Annotated in this window: 11 protein-coding genes and 3 pseudogenes; 3 read left to right on the forward strand and 11 right to left on the reverse strand. The window is 40.8% G+C overall.

The window, feature by feature from the left end:
• Positions 1-9 precede the first annotated feature (9 nt).
• Entirely contained in the window at positions 10-2,190 is a 2,181-nt protein-coding gene (locus tag ACYIAR_RS01400; RefSeq protein WP_480331653.1) for a type IV secretory system conjugative DNA transfer family protein, read from the forward strand.
• Between the two features lie 812 nt (positions 2,191-3,002).
• On the opposite strand, the gene ACYIAR_RS01405 is transcribed toward ACYIAR_RS01400, so the two are convergent.
• Positions 3,003-3,476, reverse strand: coding sequence for a hypothetical protein (locus ACYIAR_RS01405; protein WP_480331655.1), 474 nt, complete (start codon positions 3,474-3,476; stop codon positions 3,003-3,005).
• A 226-nt stretch (positions 3,477-3,702) separates the two neighbouring features.
• Positions 3,703-4,773 (reverse strand): outer membrane beta-barrel family protein, encoded by a 1,071-nt coding sequence (locus ACYIAR_RS01410; RefSeq protein WP_480333510.1) that lies wholly within the window; start codon positions 4,771-4,773, stop codon positions 3,703-3,705.
• A 129-nt stretch (positions 4,774-4,902) separates the two neighbouring features.
• On the opposite strand from ACYIAR_RS01410, the gene ACYIAR_RS01415 reads away from it, so the two are divergent.
• A complete protein-coding gene (locus ACYIAR_RS01415; protein ID WP_480331657.1) occupies positions 4,903-6,189 on the forward strand; it encodes an IS1380 family transposase in 1,287 nt (428 codons plus the stop codon).
• Positions 6,190-6,334: 145 nt separating this feature from the next.
• Here the strand turns inward: ACYIAR_RS01415 and tet(Q) are convergent, their stop codons facing one another.
• The 5 genes and pseudogenes from tet(Q) to ACYIAR_RS01440 form a co-directional block, all read right to left on the reverse strand.
• Positions 6,335-8,281: a tetracycline resistance ribosomal protection protein Tet(Q) gene (gene tet(Q) / locus ACYIAR_RS01420; protein WP_480331659.1), complete on the reverse strand. Its 1,947-nt coding sequence runs from the start codon at positions 8,279-8,281 to the stop codon at positions 6,335-6,337.
• A gap of 197 nt (positions 8,282-8,478) precedes the next feature.
• Positions 8,479-8,709, reverse strand: a pseudogene (locus ACYIAR_RS01425) (class I SAM-dependent methyltransferase); the annotation flags it as partial.
• On the reverse strand, positions 8,690-9,007 hold the full coding sequence (locus tag ACYIAR_RS01430) for a hypothetical protein (protein WP_428844997.1): 318 nt from the start codon (positions 9,005-9,007) through the stop codon (positions 8,690-8,692). The gene ACYIAR_RS01430 and the pseudogene ACYIAR_RS01425, both read right to left, overlap by 20 nt.
• 102 nt (positions 9,008-9,109) lie before the next feature.
• Positions 9,110-9,681: pseudogene (locus ACYIAR_RS01435) on the reverse strand (aminoglycoside adenylyltransferase domain-containing protein); the annotation flags it as partial.
• 77 nt (positions 9,682-9,758) lie between these two features.
• A pseudogene (locus ACYIAR_RS01440) lies at positions 9,759-10,517 on the reverse strand (MFS transporter); the annotation flags it as partial.
• Here ACYIAR_RS01440 and ACYIAR_RS01445 point away from each other — a divergent pair.
• Positions 10,499-11,371, forward strand: coding sequence for a sigma-70 family RNA polymerase sigma factor (locus ACYIAR_RS01445; RefSeq protein WP_480331661.1), 873 nt, complete (start codon positions 10,499-10,501; stop codon positions 11,369-11,371). The pseudogene ACYIAR_RS01440 and the gene ACYIAR_RS01445 overlap by 19 nt on opposite strands.
• A 108-nt stretch (positions 11,372-11,479) precedes the next feature.
• Here the strand turns inward: ACYIAR_RS01445 and ACYIAR_RS01450 are convergent, their stop codons facing one another.
• The 4 genes from ACYIAR_RS01450 to ACYIAR_RS01465 all read right to left on the reverse strand — a co-directional run bounded on the left by ACYIAR_RS01450 (position 11,480) and on the right by ACYIAR_RS01465 (position 14,469).
• Positions 11,480-11,842 carry a nuclear transport factor 2 family protein gene (locus ACYIAR_RS01450; RefSeq protein ID WP_200895800.1) on the reverse strand — a complete coding sequence of 121 codons (363 nt, stop codon included), beginning with the start codon at positions 11,840-11,842 and terminating at the stop codon, positions 11,480-11,482.
• A gap of 133 nt (positions 11,843-11,975) precedes the next feature.
• On the reverse strand, positions 11,976-12,761 hold the full coding sequence (locus ACYIAR_RS01455) for an ABC transporter permease subunit (RefSeq protein WP_008726796.1): 786 nt from the start codon (positions 12,759-12,761) through the stop codon (positions 11,976-11,978).
• A 12-nt stretch (positions 12,762-12,773) separates the two neighbouring features.
• Positions 12,774-13,568, reverse strand: coding sequence for an ABC transporter permease subunit (locus ACYIAR_RS01460; protein ID WP_480331665.1), 795 nt, complete (start codon positions 13,566-13,568; stop codon positions 12,774-12,776).
• 13 nt (positions 13,569-13,581) lie between these two features.
• Positions 13,582-14,469, reverse strand: a complete 888-nt coding sequence (locus ACYIAR_RS01465; RefSeq protein ID WP_480331667.1) for an ABC transporter ATP-binding protein — start codon at positions 14,467-14,469, stop codon at positions 13,582-13,584.
• Positions 14,470-14,794 lie beyond the last annotated feature (325 nt).

The raw sequence follows: 14,794 nt of genomic DNA on the forward strand, positions 1-14,794 counted from the left end.
CTTTAACTCATGGAAGAAAGCAAGGAATTACAAGGTTTTTATAAGATATTCAGAGCCGTCATCTATATCTCTGTCCTATTGGAGTTCTTTGAATATGCTATTGACCCAGCTACACTTGATAGTTGGGGCGGTATTCTATGCGACATACATGGACGAATCAAGAGATGGATGATATATAATGACGGAAATCTTATCTACAGCAAGATTTGTACGTTCATTCTGATTTGCATTACATGTATTGGAACCAGAAACAAAAAGAAGCTAGAGTTCAATGCCAAGAAACAAGTCATCTTACCATTAGCCTTTGGTTTGGCACTTATTGGAACATCCATTTGGTTATTCAATAATCCAATGGAAATGAGATTGTACACTCTTCCACTGAACATCATACTATACATGATAGCGTCTCTTATTGGTGTTATACTGATTCATATCTCTTTTGACAATATTTCAAAATTCCTGAAAGAGGGACTATTGAAAGATCGCTTCAATTTGGAGAATGAAAGCTTCGAGCAATGCCAAGAGTTTCAAGAGAACAAGTATAGTGTAAATATCCCCATGAGATATTACTATAAGGGAAAGTTCCGTAAGGGATGGGTAAACATAGTCAACCCTTTCCGAGGCACTTGGGTTGTCGGCACTCCTGGTTCTGGTAAGACCTTCTCAATCATAGAACCGTTTATCCGTCAGCACTCTGCTAAAGGCTTTTCTATGGTAGTGTATGATTATAAGTTTCCGACTCTTGCCACGAAGCTATACTATCATTACAAGCTGAATCAGAAGCAAGGAAAACTTCCTCAAGGTTGCAAGTTCAACATTGTCAACTTTGTGGATGTAGAATACTCTAAACGAGTAAACCCAATTCAGCTCAAGTATATCAACAGTTTGGCTGCTGCATCAGAAACTGCCGAAACGCTTCTTGAGTCTTTGCAGAAAGGAAAGAAAGAAGGTGGTGGTGGTAGTGACCAGTTCTTTCAGACATCAGCAGTCAACTTCTTAGCTGCATGTATCTACTTCTTCTGTAACTGGGAGAAAGAACCATACGACAAAGATGGAAATATACTCACAGCTGAAAAGAATCAAGACCCACAAACAAAGAGGATGATTCCTACAGGAAGAGTCTTTGATGCTAATGGTAATGAAGTTGAACCAGCCTATTGGTTGGGTAGATACTCCGATATGCCTCATATTCTGTCATTCCTCAATGAAAGTTACCAGACTATCTTTGAGGTTTTAGAGACCGATAACGAGGTAGCACCTCTCCTAGGCCCATTTCAGACAGCAATGAAGAATAAGGCCTTTGAACAGTTGGAAGGTATGATAGGTACTCTGCGTGTCTATACTTCACGATTAGCAACAAAAGAAAGTTATTGGGTATTCCATAAAGATGGTGATGACTTTGACTTAAAGGTTTCAGATCCGAACAATCCAAGTTATCTAGTTATTGCCAATGACCCAGAGATGGAAAGCATTATTGGTGCTTTGAATGCTCTAATCTTGAACCGTCTTATTACTCGTGTAAATAGCGGTCTAGGCAAGAATGTGCCGGTGAGTATTATTGTCGATGAGTTACCAACGCTTTACTTCCACAAGATTGACCGTTTGATAGGTACAGCCCGTAGTAACAAAGTAAGCGTTGCTTTAGGTTTTCAGGAATTGCCACAGCTGGAAGCAGACTATGGCAAAGTTGGTATGCAGAAGATTATAACAACCGTAGGTAATGTCGTATCGGGTTCTGCTCGTTCCAAAGAGACATTGGAATGGCTTTCAAGTGATATTTTTGGAAAGGTTGTGCAGCTAAAAAAGGGTGTAACAATCGATAGAGACAAAACCTCTATCAACCTTAATGAGAACATGGATAGCCTTGTTCCGGCATCTAAGATTTCTGATATGCCTACCGGTTGGGTATGCGGTCAGACTGCAAGAGACTTCGTACAAACCAAAGTTGGTCCGAATGGCTCTATGAACATTCAAGAATCTGAGGAGTTCAAAACTTCTAAATTCTTCTGCAAGACAGACTTTGATATGACTGTAATCAAAAAAGAGGAACAAAATTATATATCTCTCCCTAAGTTCTACAAGTTCAAGTCTAGAGACGAGCGTGAACGTATTCTATACAAGAACTTCGTTCAAGTTGGCGAGGATGTCAAAGCTATGATTAAGGAAATCCAGCAGTATAAAGTTAAGTGAGGTTTATAGCCTCACTTTTTTATTTTCTGATGAAATGCTCAATTGCTGAATGCACCAATATGTAATGAGTCTTAGTTTGTTTGCACTGCTTCTCAAAGGGGTTGTAAAACTCCAGGCACAAATCTCTATACAAATCTGGAAGTTCTTTCTTAATTTTGGATACTAATCTTTGGTAAGAACACTTTCTAGCTCCTTTCATAAGGCTATACCACTCATCAATACTAATACTTGCACAGTTGGTTTCGTAATACATAAGCACTTTTTTTTATTTCCCTCATGTTCAGAATACTTCATTTGGGAATTATTTTTGTGCCTACAAACTGAGAATATGTTAAATAAGACAAGGAATATTCTCATTATAACCATAGGGTCATTATGCGAATATATGTGTAGCGGTACTTGTCGATTGTACATCGAAGTAACTTTGCACATAAATAATTGATGCAAATGGATATAAAAAAAGCTTCCGCTACGGGAAGCCTTTAGTTATTGGCAGTGTCCACGATTTTGTGTAAATAGTCAAAACAAAAGAACCCGTCAACAACTCATAGAACTGCTGACGGGTCACTTTTTATTGTTATTCTCTAAATTGGCTGGTATTTAGCAATGGAGGATACTTCTACGGTATCCTGCCATTGCGGTGTTAGGGTGTTTATTTATCTATAAAAGTAATTATCAATTAATATATTTTGCAACTTTATATTAATAACGATATATTATAGTGTGATTTCTTGTAACTTTGGATAAAGCGATGGCGACTGCTCATATATGAGTAGTCGCCATTAGTTTAATGTTAGTTTCTTATTCTCGATCTAAAGCTGGAAACCAATCCTAAATTGTAAGTGGGGTTCGAAGTAGTGTCTGCCATAGTTACCTGAGTAATAGCCAATACCGCCACCAATGGTAAACTCGCAGAACCAATGTTTATCAAAATCACGCTTTATACCATATACAGGAACTAAGGAAGCCTTAAAAGGGGTATTGGGTATCAAGATTGCTCCGGTGGTCTTAAGCGAAAAGAAATCCAGCTCATTAAGATAGTATCTCGGTTCTATCGTTAGATTAAATCCACTGTTGAGAGAGTAATTATTTTTTGAGGGGCTATATACCTCACCGCCAGCACCAACGCGACCAATCAATGCCATTCCGCTATCCCATTTGTACTCATAGCTATATTCAAGACCATACAATGTCCTCAATGAGAAGGAGTGTGTAGAATGCTCCTGGGCGTTTGCGCTGAGAGCGAATGTCACAATAGCAAATACTGAAACTAATAATTTCTTCATACTTGTAGTAATTGAGTCGTGTTATTTTACATTATTGTAATGTTCTTAGAGCTACAGCTGTTATAAGTAATATGATACCAATAACATTTATAATCACTCCCCAGAATCGTCCTTTTGATTTCTTCTCTTTTAATGCTCTTACGAGGTTGATTATTGCGATAATCAGTAACACCAACATCAAAATATAAAATTTACTCATATGACTAATTTTGCTATTATAATTGAACTATTGTATACCAAAACGAGAAGTATCCACCTCCTTACGAGTCTTGTTTTTATAGCCCTTAAATTTATATGTAAAGCTTAATGTTATGTTTCTGCTATATGCACTTGAGTTAATATCTTGATGCTGATTTTCAAATCGCACCTTAATCTTTGGATACATTGATTCGAAAATATCATTACATTGCAAGCTTAAAATAGCATTGTCTTTCAAGAAAGAGTATTTTATTCCAGCGTTTACACACCAGTTACTCCCTAGATCCCATATGCCTTGTATAGTAGGTGTTCTATAGAATAACATTAGATTGGCAGATAACTTAGGCTTTTGAGATATATTAAATGTATTATTCAACATAAACATACCAGTCCATTTATCTCTATCATATTTATAGCCATACCAATCGTTACTCTTATACCTTTCATTATATGCACTTACAATAAAGTTGGAACTATACCACTTTCCAATGCTAAATGGGATTATTGAAGTAAAATTCAAACTAGAGGTATAATCTATATTAAATGACTTATACAGAAGCTTTAATTCATCAGGCATCTGATAACTTTGTGATACAAAGAAGTCGTCAACTCGATAATATGATGCCTGGAATATATATTTTTGCTTTAGCACATAGGTAAACTCAACATTTGAAGTTCTAGCAGGCTTTAACAATGGATTACCCATATTGACGATATACTCGTCACTATATGAAGTATAATCCTGTCTTTGCCAATATGATGGATAAGTACGCAATGAATTAAATCCAATCTGGAATATATGATTATATGAAGGCATATAGGTAATGCCGACATTAGGAAGTAAAGCATTTTTTGTGTAATCGTTAATCTTATATAACTCTCCTGATAGCGATGCGTTTACAGACAACTTACCACTAAAGAATGATTTTTGAAACCCAACATATGCTATTGCCGAATGCTCATCAATAACAGATTCTGTACGATAATTATTTTCTCCAGAATTTTGCAAATCATCGTTTTCTTGGATATTTGAATTCTTTACGAAATTATAATTGACTCCATAATTGATTGTCCAATCGTCCTTTAATACATCCTTAATTCCGCAACACTATTACAAATATAACTTTTTAAGTACCTGAGCAACAAAAAGTTGCCCAGGATTTTGCCATGTCGAAGAATTCACTTATCTTAGTGTTGCAAAAATAAACAAGCAAAACTCTGATATGACATGGCAAAAATACAAATTAAATCTGAGGAACTCACTCCTTTTGGAGGAATATTTTCAATAATGGAGCAATTTGACTCCAAGCTCTCATCTGTTATAGACTCAACCCTTGGTATGAGATGCAAGCTGTATGGTTATCAATACAGCGAAATCATCCGTTCGCTTATGAGCGTTTATTTCTGTGGCGGCTCATTCATAGAAGATGTCACCACTCATCTGATGTACCACCTCTCGCTTTATCCGACACTTCGCACATGCAGTGCCGACACTATTCTCAGAGCCATAAAGGAACTGACCCAGGATAACATTTCCTACACATCCGACACGGGCAAGACCTATGACTTCAACACGGCAGACAAGCTGAATACACTGCTCCTCAATTGCCTGTTGTCCACAGGGCAGCTGAAAGGGGGCGAGGGGTATGACATTGACTTCGACCACCAGTTCATAGAGACTGAAAAGTATGACGCGAAGCCCACATACAAGAAGTTTCTCGGATACCGTCCTGGTGTGGCAGTCATTGGCGATATGATTGTCGGCATAGAGAACAGCGACGGCAACACTAACGTTCGTTTCCACCAGAAGGACACGTTGAGGAGATTCTTTGAGAGGATTGAACAGAAAGGATTGACAGTCAATCGTTTCAGGGCAGATTGCGGATCCTGCTCAGAGGAAATTGTGGAAGAGGTCGGAAAGCATTGCATGACTTTCTATATCCGCGCCAGCCGCTGCGGTTCGCTTTACGATGACATCTTTGCGCTCAGAGGGTGGAAGAGAGAGGAACTGGGCGGCAGTGAGTTTGAACTGAACTCCATTCTTGTTGAGAAATGGAAAGGGAGGGCATACCGTCTTGTAATCCAAAGGCAGAAGCGAATTGACGGTGAGCTTGACCTGTGGGAAGGCGAATACACCTACCGCTGCATCCTTACAAATGACTACGAGTCTTCAGAGAAAGAGATTGTCAAATTCTATAACCTCCGTGGAGGGAAGGAACGCATCTTCGATGAAATGAATAACGGATTCGGCTGGAACAGGCTTCCAAAATCCTTCATGGGAGAAAACACGGTGTTTCTTCTGCTTACGGCACTCATACGCAACTTCTATAAATTCATCATGGCGAGGCTTGACGTGAAGAGGTTCGGACTCAAAGCAACAAGCCGCATCAAGGCGTTTGTCTTCAGGTTCATCTCTGTGCCAGCAAAGTGGATCAGGACATCAAGGCAGTATGTGCTGAATATCTATTCATGCAACAACGCTTATGCTGATGTGTTCCAGAATGACTTTGGATAACACCGACAACTTATGGTCGTGATTCTGCGTATTGCCTCAAGTCGCGTGGTAGGGTAAGGGGAATTTATGCGTCTTTGTGGCGATTTTTGCTGCGTTGCGCCCTCTTTTGCCGCAGTGACGCTACCTTTTTGACCTCTGTGTCATCTTATGAGGGCGGTTGCGGATTTGAGGTTAATGACATTGATTTTTGGAACATGAATAAAAGTTTATCTTTTTCGTTCATGCGGATATTATCAGAATAACCGTCTTTTGTTATTTGATACCCACATGGCTTAACCATAAAAATGCCTAAGCCCTTAGTGTACGAACTTACTTCTGAGGCATAGTCTTTACTTGTATTTAATGGAACTTTCCCTTTAATATGACACCACTCATTATTACAACTGATGTCTTCAATCTCAGACATCATTTTTTGCAAATCTGTAATAGCTTTGGAACTCGCTACTTGGGGTATCTGCAACTCAAAACAGAGCATCGGTTCGAGAATGTCCACACCTGACTGTTGCAAAGCCAGCCTGAAGACATAAGGGGTCAGCTGTCTGAAATCAGCAGGTGTACTTACCGGGCTATAATACTCGGCTTGAGTAAAAGTTACTTTCAGATCTGTCACTTCCCATCCATGTAAACCAGATTGGCAAGACATACGAATCCCTTCAAAAACGGCATTTTGAAAAGAATGGTTCAGATAACCATAGGAGATGTCACTTTCGATTTGCAACCCTGCCCCTAACGGTAAGGGTTCAAGAGTCAGCCCTATTGTGGCCCAGTAAGGGTTGGGTGGTACTTCGATCTGAATAATCTTATTGACCTTTTTTATAGGTCGTTCTTTGTAGATAGTCTTGATCTCATCAAAATGGACCTTTACGGAAAATCGTTCTTCCAGCAATGTCTGTATGATTTCCTTTTGGGTCAAACCATATAACGAGATTTCCAATTCATCACTATATGAGTTTATGGAAAAGGACAAAGACGGGTCTTCAATCCACAATGTATTCAGAGCGGATATCACCTTGCTTCTCTCTTCGGGCTTATTTGGCCGGACGGAGGATTTGAGAGCGGGATGCTGATGAGATAATCCTTGAATCAAACAAGGTTTAGCACCTAAATAATCTCCGATTCGAAAATCTTCTATATCTTCTACAATCGCGATATCATTGGCACCCACTTCATCAACATTTATCTCTCTGCCCTGATAAATAGTCTTTAGATTTTTAATCTTGATGAATTTTTCCGAATCGTTGATTCTTACAACGTCTCGAAGTCTCAGACTTCCGTCAATTATTTTAAGAAAACTTCTTTTATGCCCTTTGGGGTCATGCTCTATCTTATAGAGATAAGCTGAAAGTCTGTTTGAGACTGATGCCGGAGGAAGTATAAAAGAAGAAATGGCGTCCAACAACTCATTGATACCGATATTGAACATTGCTGATCCATGTAGCACCGGATAGACTTTGGCTTTTGCCACAAGAGCGATTATCGTATTCCAATAATCAGCCGGTGAAATTTCGCTATCCGCCAAATATCGTTCTAATATATCGTCGTCATGGTTGCATACAAATTCTTTGTATTCTTCCTTTATATATGTTTGGGAGCAAACCGGATAAACCGATCCATCGACAACAGTTTGCATAAACAGGACATCTTGCGACAGATTTGTTTTTATATCCATATACAAACGCTCCAAATTCACACCGGCACGGTCAATCTTATTGATAAATATAATTGTCGGGATTTGCAGCTTTTGTAAAGTACTGAACAGCAACTTTGTCTGCGCTTGTATGCCTTCCTTTGCGGATAAGATGAGGACTGCTCCATCAAGCATTTTGAATGTCCGCTCCACTTCCGCAATAAAATCCATGTGTCCCGGAGTGTCAATGATATTGCATTTCACTCCATTCCAGATAATAGATGTCGTAGAAGCCCGGACAGTAATTCCTCTACGTTTCTCTATATCCATAGAGTCCGTTATGGTGTCACCATTATCCACACGGCCGCACTTTTCCGTTGCTCCACTGGCAAACAGCAGATTCTCGGTTACGGAAGTTTTTCCTGCATCAATGTGAGCAAGAATTCCTAAATTTATAATATTCATTTGGATTAAGCAATAATATACTACAGTAGATGCATTGTCGAAACGCACCTTTTAATACCTCCTCGTAGCATATGAGAACTACAGGATTACTAACTCGTATTAATATGTATATTATTACTGCCGCATAACGATTACAAAATTACACAAAAAAATATATCTAACAAAAGTGGGAGGATTTTTTAACTTTTTACCATAGACATTTTATGAGAAATATCAACACCTACAACAGAAGAAGCACCGTGTTCCATCGCATAAATACAGTGCCATCCATAGCCGCATCCTAAATCAAGCACACGCTTATCTTTAAAATCCGGCAGCAGCTTTCTCAATGTTTCCCATTCTCCTGCACCGGCTAGTCCCTGCTGTGAGCGACTCATTTGACTGTATTTTTGAAAAAATATATTATCATCATATTTGTTTTCTTTCATCTGAATTCTCCTCGTTTAAAAAGTTATTTATCTCCGTTGCAATTTTTTTCACTTCTTTATAAAGCTTCTCGGTCATATCGTAGCATTCAAAAAGTGAAAGACCGAGTACTTCAAAAATATGATTAACTCTTTCGGCATATTTTTCAGGTTTATATTCAAAAGTTTCAAGCAGTTTTATAGCTTTCTTTTCGCCCTTTATTTGCTTACCCTTGACATCAAAACTACGCACTCCACGTGGCTCGAGTTGATGGAATTGATGTCTTTGGCTAATTTTAGAGCCCGACGTATGCGGAAACATATCTATCAATTTTTTACTGTTTTTTGAGAAAACGAGGTATGAGGGAACATATCGAAGTAATAAACACCAATAATACGCATTAAAAACTAATCACTGTTGTATTTAAACTATTCGAAAAGGATTTAAATATTAAGGGAAGACTCTATAGATCTTTTCAAATAATTAACGAGTTCAATTATCTCAGTCTCCATTCCTTCCCACTTGTCATCATAATCTCCCAAATAAGCCTTTTTTGCTTTTTCAAGTAAAGTAGCATGCTCTTTGGCTAATTTAGGTATCGCCCATTCAGCAGCCTGATCTTTTGAGCAAATTCTACCGGAAGAGGATGTCAGCCACATTCTGGCTAAAGTTAAAATCACATTGCGTTCGTCACCTTCAATGCTAGCTATCAACCCGGGTAAGGATTCTTTAATCGCCCTTCGAATATCTGTCATTGGTACAGGCTCAATCACTTCTGTTGCCTCTGGTCCGAAAAGGTTAATACTATTTTCTCTTAATTGAGATAAAAGAATTGCTAAATCGGGATCATAAGTTGGCTCAGGAATTGCTCCCTTATCAAACTGCTCCCTTAGCCACTCACCATACATAAATTCATGTTTAGGAGGAAATTTCCAAGGGACAACATCCTTTTGATTTATGACCGTAACTTCAAGTGGTCTAATAGCATTTATGTTTCTATATAAGGCAAAGAGGATAATTTTTCTGTCACTGATTGAATAATATTATCTATCATACGAACACGCCCTTTATTTTATTTTGCATCTAATTTTCTAACCTCAGTTATCATGGGGCAAGCTATGGCAATGCCAATAATTAAAACACCTGATAGTAAAAACCAATGATTTACACCGATTCTATCAGCAAAGAACCCAGATAGAATTAACCCAATTGGCATAGCAAGTGACATGATACTTCCGGTCAAAGAAAATACACGTCCTAAATATTCAGGCTTAATTTTCTCCTGAAAAAGAGCTGTTTGCACACCGCTGTAAAACGGAACCGAAAGCCCCATTATTGCACAGCAGACTACAAATATGAAAAATCCACTTTGGGGAAGTAATCCTGAAATGGTTAAGCTTATCCCCATCATAAAAATGGATGCCGTTATTAATAAGATTCGCTTTTGGTAATTCCCAAATAACCCTAATAATAGACCCCCTATCAACATACCAGAGGCATAAGCAATCTCCGTAATAGAAATATGCATCGGTGTACCATTAAAACATTCCATAGTGATTAAAGGATATAAAGCATTTATGGGCATAAAAACAAACATATATAATGTTCCAACGAGTAATAAAGCAAATAATCCTTTATTTTGCCGTAGTACAGCCATTCCTTCTTTCATTTCTCTTATGAAATTTGGTTCCAAACTTTGCACTCGATCACCCAGCTTAGGTATACGTACAATTGCTACCGTAATAGATGCAATCACAGCACCCAATACGTCGATGGCAATAATAGCATTTAAATCCCAAACGGAGTATAAGAGTGCTGCAACTGCCGGACTATGCCCCTGAAAAGGGTGCTGAATATGCTACCTACATTTATCCCTTCATACGGGATGCCATGCTCCGTTTTCGCATGGGCGAAGAACAATGGTCGGTATCCTCGCTGACCAGCTATAAGATGCTCCGCACCATGGCATGGCTTTACCACAACACAAAAGATGCCATTGCTGAATTTTCAAAAAAATATAACTGCGATCTTGCGCTGGCAGAGGAATATTTGAAAGTTGTCCGTGGTATCCGCAATCAGCAGCCATTCTTTGTGACCGAGCAGGACGAGGACGGCGAGGAAACAGGCGAGGATGTGACCCGTGACTATAGCTGGAACTATGCCGATATTCTATGGGATGGTATACAGGCTGAAAAGGTGCGGAAAGCATTTGAAAAGCTGAACTACCGGGAACAAACCTTGTTGGAAAAACGGCTTGCCATCTGCATGACCTGTGGGCGTGTCGGTTCATGGAAAAACCGCCCTACCTTTGAAGAATTGGCTGTCATGTTTGAGGGCAGCTCCGCCAGCGGTGCGGAACGAGCCTACCGGAAAGCAGCGGAACATCTGACACTGCTGTTGGTAGAAAACGGCGGTATCCATGCAGTCCGGCTGAAACAGAAGTCCAAAACCAAACGAAAAAAGAAAATTGCCACCGCAGTCTACGAATATCAGGCAGACTGCGATGGCGAATGGGGAGAAATTTTATTCGATTTTGAAAACGGCACAGGGTCGATTGTCCGGCTTGCCGACTGGGATACCATGATTTCCAATGTTTTTGCAAAACGGGTGATCCGGTATCTGCTGAATTGCGAAAATGATAGATTGCCAAAAGAAACCATGTTTGCGTTTGAGATGTATGAATAAAGGCGAGTAAAGTTTACCAGCCATAAGAAGAAAAAACTCGAAAATAAAAAAAGCCGCTGCCGCATGGTTGGTTCCATGTAGCAGCGGTTTTTCACCGGCAGCATTCAATCAATATTCAATAGGCAAATTATGCTGCTTCAAAAAAGACAGTTTATCCCAATATCCTCTCTGGAACAGAATTTTACCATTTACAACATGGAAGAAGCCGCATCCCCGCAGTCCCAGCGGGTCTTTCCACTCCAAAATTGCCCATTGTCCATCTTCAAAAATATTCTCTACAATGGCTGTCATATCGGCAGTGGCAAATTCTGCTGTAAACATTTCTCTGATTGCGTCTATCCCGATCACAGGCTCATTGGTCACCTGATGGTTGGTTGCATTATCATGGTACAGGCTCACGATTGCATCTACATCGTGGCCATTAAAGGCATCTACCCATTTGCATACTACTTCTTTTGGTCGTAACATCATGATTTCCTCCATATATCTTTGTCTACTGTTTTCATTATACAATCTTCATGTAAAAAAGCAATTCCCCCATGAAAACAGGAATTGCTTTTTTATGTAGACTTGAGACAGTTATACTGAAGATTTGAACATAGGCTTACAATTCACGCCGCTTCCACTGATTCAATGCAGCAACGATACAAGCACCCACAACAGCGAATGTCAAAACGATAAAGGAAAGTCGGAATCCGTGCAGTGCCACCTCATACACATCGTAGTAGCGCAGAGGGGTCAGGTAATCCAAAATTTGATTTTCTGTGTATTCGGCTGTAAAGGCCAGAGCATAGGCAGCCAGCATGGAAATCGTACCTGTCCTCACCGCAGCCTTATAGGACATAAACAGGCTGGCAAACAGCAGCCCCAGAGCGAAAAAGAGGAACTGGGTAAAGAACATTCCCATGGTTGTGGTGAGCACTGCTCCCGGCTGTTCCAGACCGCCCAAAGGAAGAACGATTGTAAAATAATTACATAAACCGCTGAACAGGGCAAACACCAGCAGATTTACCGCCGAAACGATCACCTTCGCCAGTACAATGGTTTTCCGTTCCACAGGCTTTGTGAACAGGTATTCCGAGGTTCCGAACTTCTTTTCCTTCGCCACACAGGACAACCCCAGAGACATGGCATAAGGGAACGCCAGCAATCCTTCCCAGAAATAGATGCACACATACCAGCCAAGGGATGTGGTTAAATCGCCTTTGACCCCAAACATAATCATGATCAATCTCGGAAATTGGCTGACCATCGTTGCCATTTCATTCAGACTGTCCTGTAGAGACAGAAGCTCAAAATAGCAGAAACCGCACAGAAGCAGCATGATCCCTAACCAGATCAACAAGAGCCTTCTGGTTTGGCGGAACTCATTTTTAATCAATGTTTTCATGTTTGCACCCCCTTATGAACGAAACTGAATGTCTTTTTTCAGAAAGACACCGTAAGACAGCACCAAAAACAGGGTAACCAGCAGCACGCCCCAGCCAAGATAGGTCATATCATAGAAGCCAGTTTCGGAAATTTTTGCAGCTCCAAAGAAGGAGTATGGGGACAGGAAACTGATAGCCCGGTTACTGATGATGTTGGAGAAGCTGGTTATGCAATACTCCACAAATACGACTAATCCGGCGGTCAGCAGCGGACTGCGGTTGCGGGAAAACAAAATTCCCACCATCAGACCCATTGCAGCAAAGAACAGCGTAACAAGGGTCAGGGACAGGGCAATCAGAAAAAACTCTCCCCATGGAGTTCCGGAACGGAATATTGCCATGGCGAAAAGGGAAGCCAGCAGATACCCCGTACCCACAATCGCCACGCCGACAAACACAGTCAATGCCTTTGCCCAATAGATTGTTTTCCGAGGAAAGGGCTTTGTAAACAGGTATTCCGAAGTTCCTTCCGTACATTCTCTGGTGTGAACGGAAATGCCGAAGTGCATTCCGAAAACGCCGGAGGCAATCATGAAAAAGCTGGTCAGGAACCCATAAATGCCCAGCGAAGAGGTTAGGTATTCCATCGATACGCCGACACTCCTGTAAAAGTCCGTGGTGCCCATGGTTTCAAAGAGTTCCACGGAGGCAGCATCCAGAAAGCTGTAATAAGTCGGCGTCATCAAAAAAATACACAGTGCCAAGGCGATAGCCCAGCCCAGGATATAGGTTCGATGCCTTTTCAGTTCATATTTCAAAATGACCATACCTGACACCTCCTTACTCATAGTAGTGCATGAAGATTTCCTCCAAAGAGGGCTCTTCCAAAATCACATCGTCCAAATGCAGCAGGTGAAGCTTGTCGATGATCGCTGTGATATTGCCGTTATACATAAAGGAAACAGAGGTCTTGTCAGGACTCTCGGTGTAGTTGGCAATGCCGGGCAATCCCCAGAAGTCACGGGGAATGGTTGTTTTGACGGTGATGCTGACCTTTTTATAGCCGCTTTCCCGAAGCTCTTTGATGGACTGAATGCCCACGAGCTTGCCTTCTTTTAAGATTGCCACCCGGTCACACAGCTTCTGTACTTCGCTGAGGACATGGGATGAGAAGAAAATGGTGGTTCCCCGGCTGTTCTCCACCTTCAGAATATCGTAGAAAGCCTGCTGGATCAACGGGTCTAAGCCGCTGGTAGGCTCGTCCATAATCAGCAGCTTGGGCGAGGTCATGATGGCAGACACAATCCCCACCTTTTTCTTGTTACCCAGAGACAGGTCTGCTATTTTCCGGGTCAAATCCAGATTGAGGCGCTCAGAAAGCTCATACATTTTCGTTTCGCAGTCCCTGCCGTACAGGTCAGCGGTGTATTGCAGCAGTTCCCGTACCTTCATGTTTTCATAATAGCTGTTCTCGCTGGGAAGGTAGCCCACATCTCTGGCAATGACACTGGCCTTGGTCTGGCAGTCCAGACCGAAAATAGAGGCGTTGCCGCCGCTGGGATGGATCAGGCCCATCAGCGTGCGGATAGTGGTGGATTTTCCTGCACCGTTGGGGCCAATGAAGCCGAAAAACTCGCCCTCATTCACCGAGAAACTGAGGTCGTTGATCCCCCGATGGGTTCCATAGTGCTTGGTCAGCTGGTTTAAGACAATTGCTTGCTCCCTCATTTTTGATACTCCTCCTTATCCTTAATTCCGCAACACTATAATTTAACTTTATTTATAAGTTCCTGAGCAACAAAAAGTTGCCCAGGATTTTGCCATGTCAGAATTTTCACTTATCTTAGTGTTGCAAAAAGAAAACAAGCAAAACTCTAATATGACATGGCAAAAATACAAATTATCTCTGGAAAAATCTAACGAATGAGGGAAAATAATGATGGCGGAACTGGTGTTCAATGACTTATGAGGACTTTTGATGAAAGCCTCTCCGATGCAAAAGTGCAAGGAAATGAAAGGTTATGAGGGCGAACGGTTTTCAAATCATTACCCG

Source organism: Parabacteroides sp. KHUB-01 (assembly GCF_056640935.1).

Bases quoted from the DNA above. Each gene is read 5' to 3' on its own strand.
- ACYIAR_RS01400 (WP_480331653.1), top strand. From the start codon at position 10: ATGGAAGAAAGCAAGGAATTACAAGGTTTTTATAAGATATTCAGAGCC.
- ACYIAR_RS01405 (WP_480331655.1), bottom strand. From the start codon at position 3,476: ATGAAGAAATTATTAGTTTCAGTATTTGCTATTGTGACATTCGCTCTC.
- ACYIAR_RS01415 (WP_480331657.1), top strand. From the start codon at position 4,903: ATGGCAAAAATACAAATTAAATCTGAGGAACTCACTCCTTTTGGAGGA.
- ACYIAR_RS01430 (WP_428844997.1), bottom strand. From the start codon at position 9,007: ATGTTTCCGCATACGTCGGGCTCTAAAATTAGCCAAAGACATCAATTC.
- ACYIAR_RS01450 (WP_200895800.1), bottom strand. From the start codon at position 11,842: ATGATGTTACGACCAAAAGAAGTAGTATGCAAATGGGTAGATGCCTTT.
- ACYIAR_RS01455 (WP_008726796.1), bottom strand. From the start codon at position 12,761: ATGAAAACATTGATTAAAAATGAGTTCCGCCAAACCAGAAGGCTCTTG.
- ACYIAR_RS01460 (WP_480331665.1), bottom strand. From the start codon at position 13,568: ATGGTCATTTTGAAATATGAACTGAAAAGGCATCGAACCTATATCCTG.
- ACYIAR_RS01465 (WP_480331667.1), bottom strand. From the start codon at position 14,469: ATGAGGGAGCAAGCAATTGTCTTAAACCAGCTGACCAAGCACTATGGA.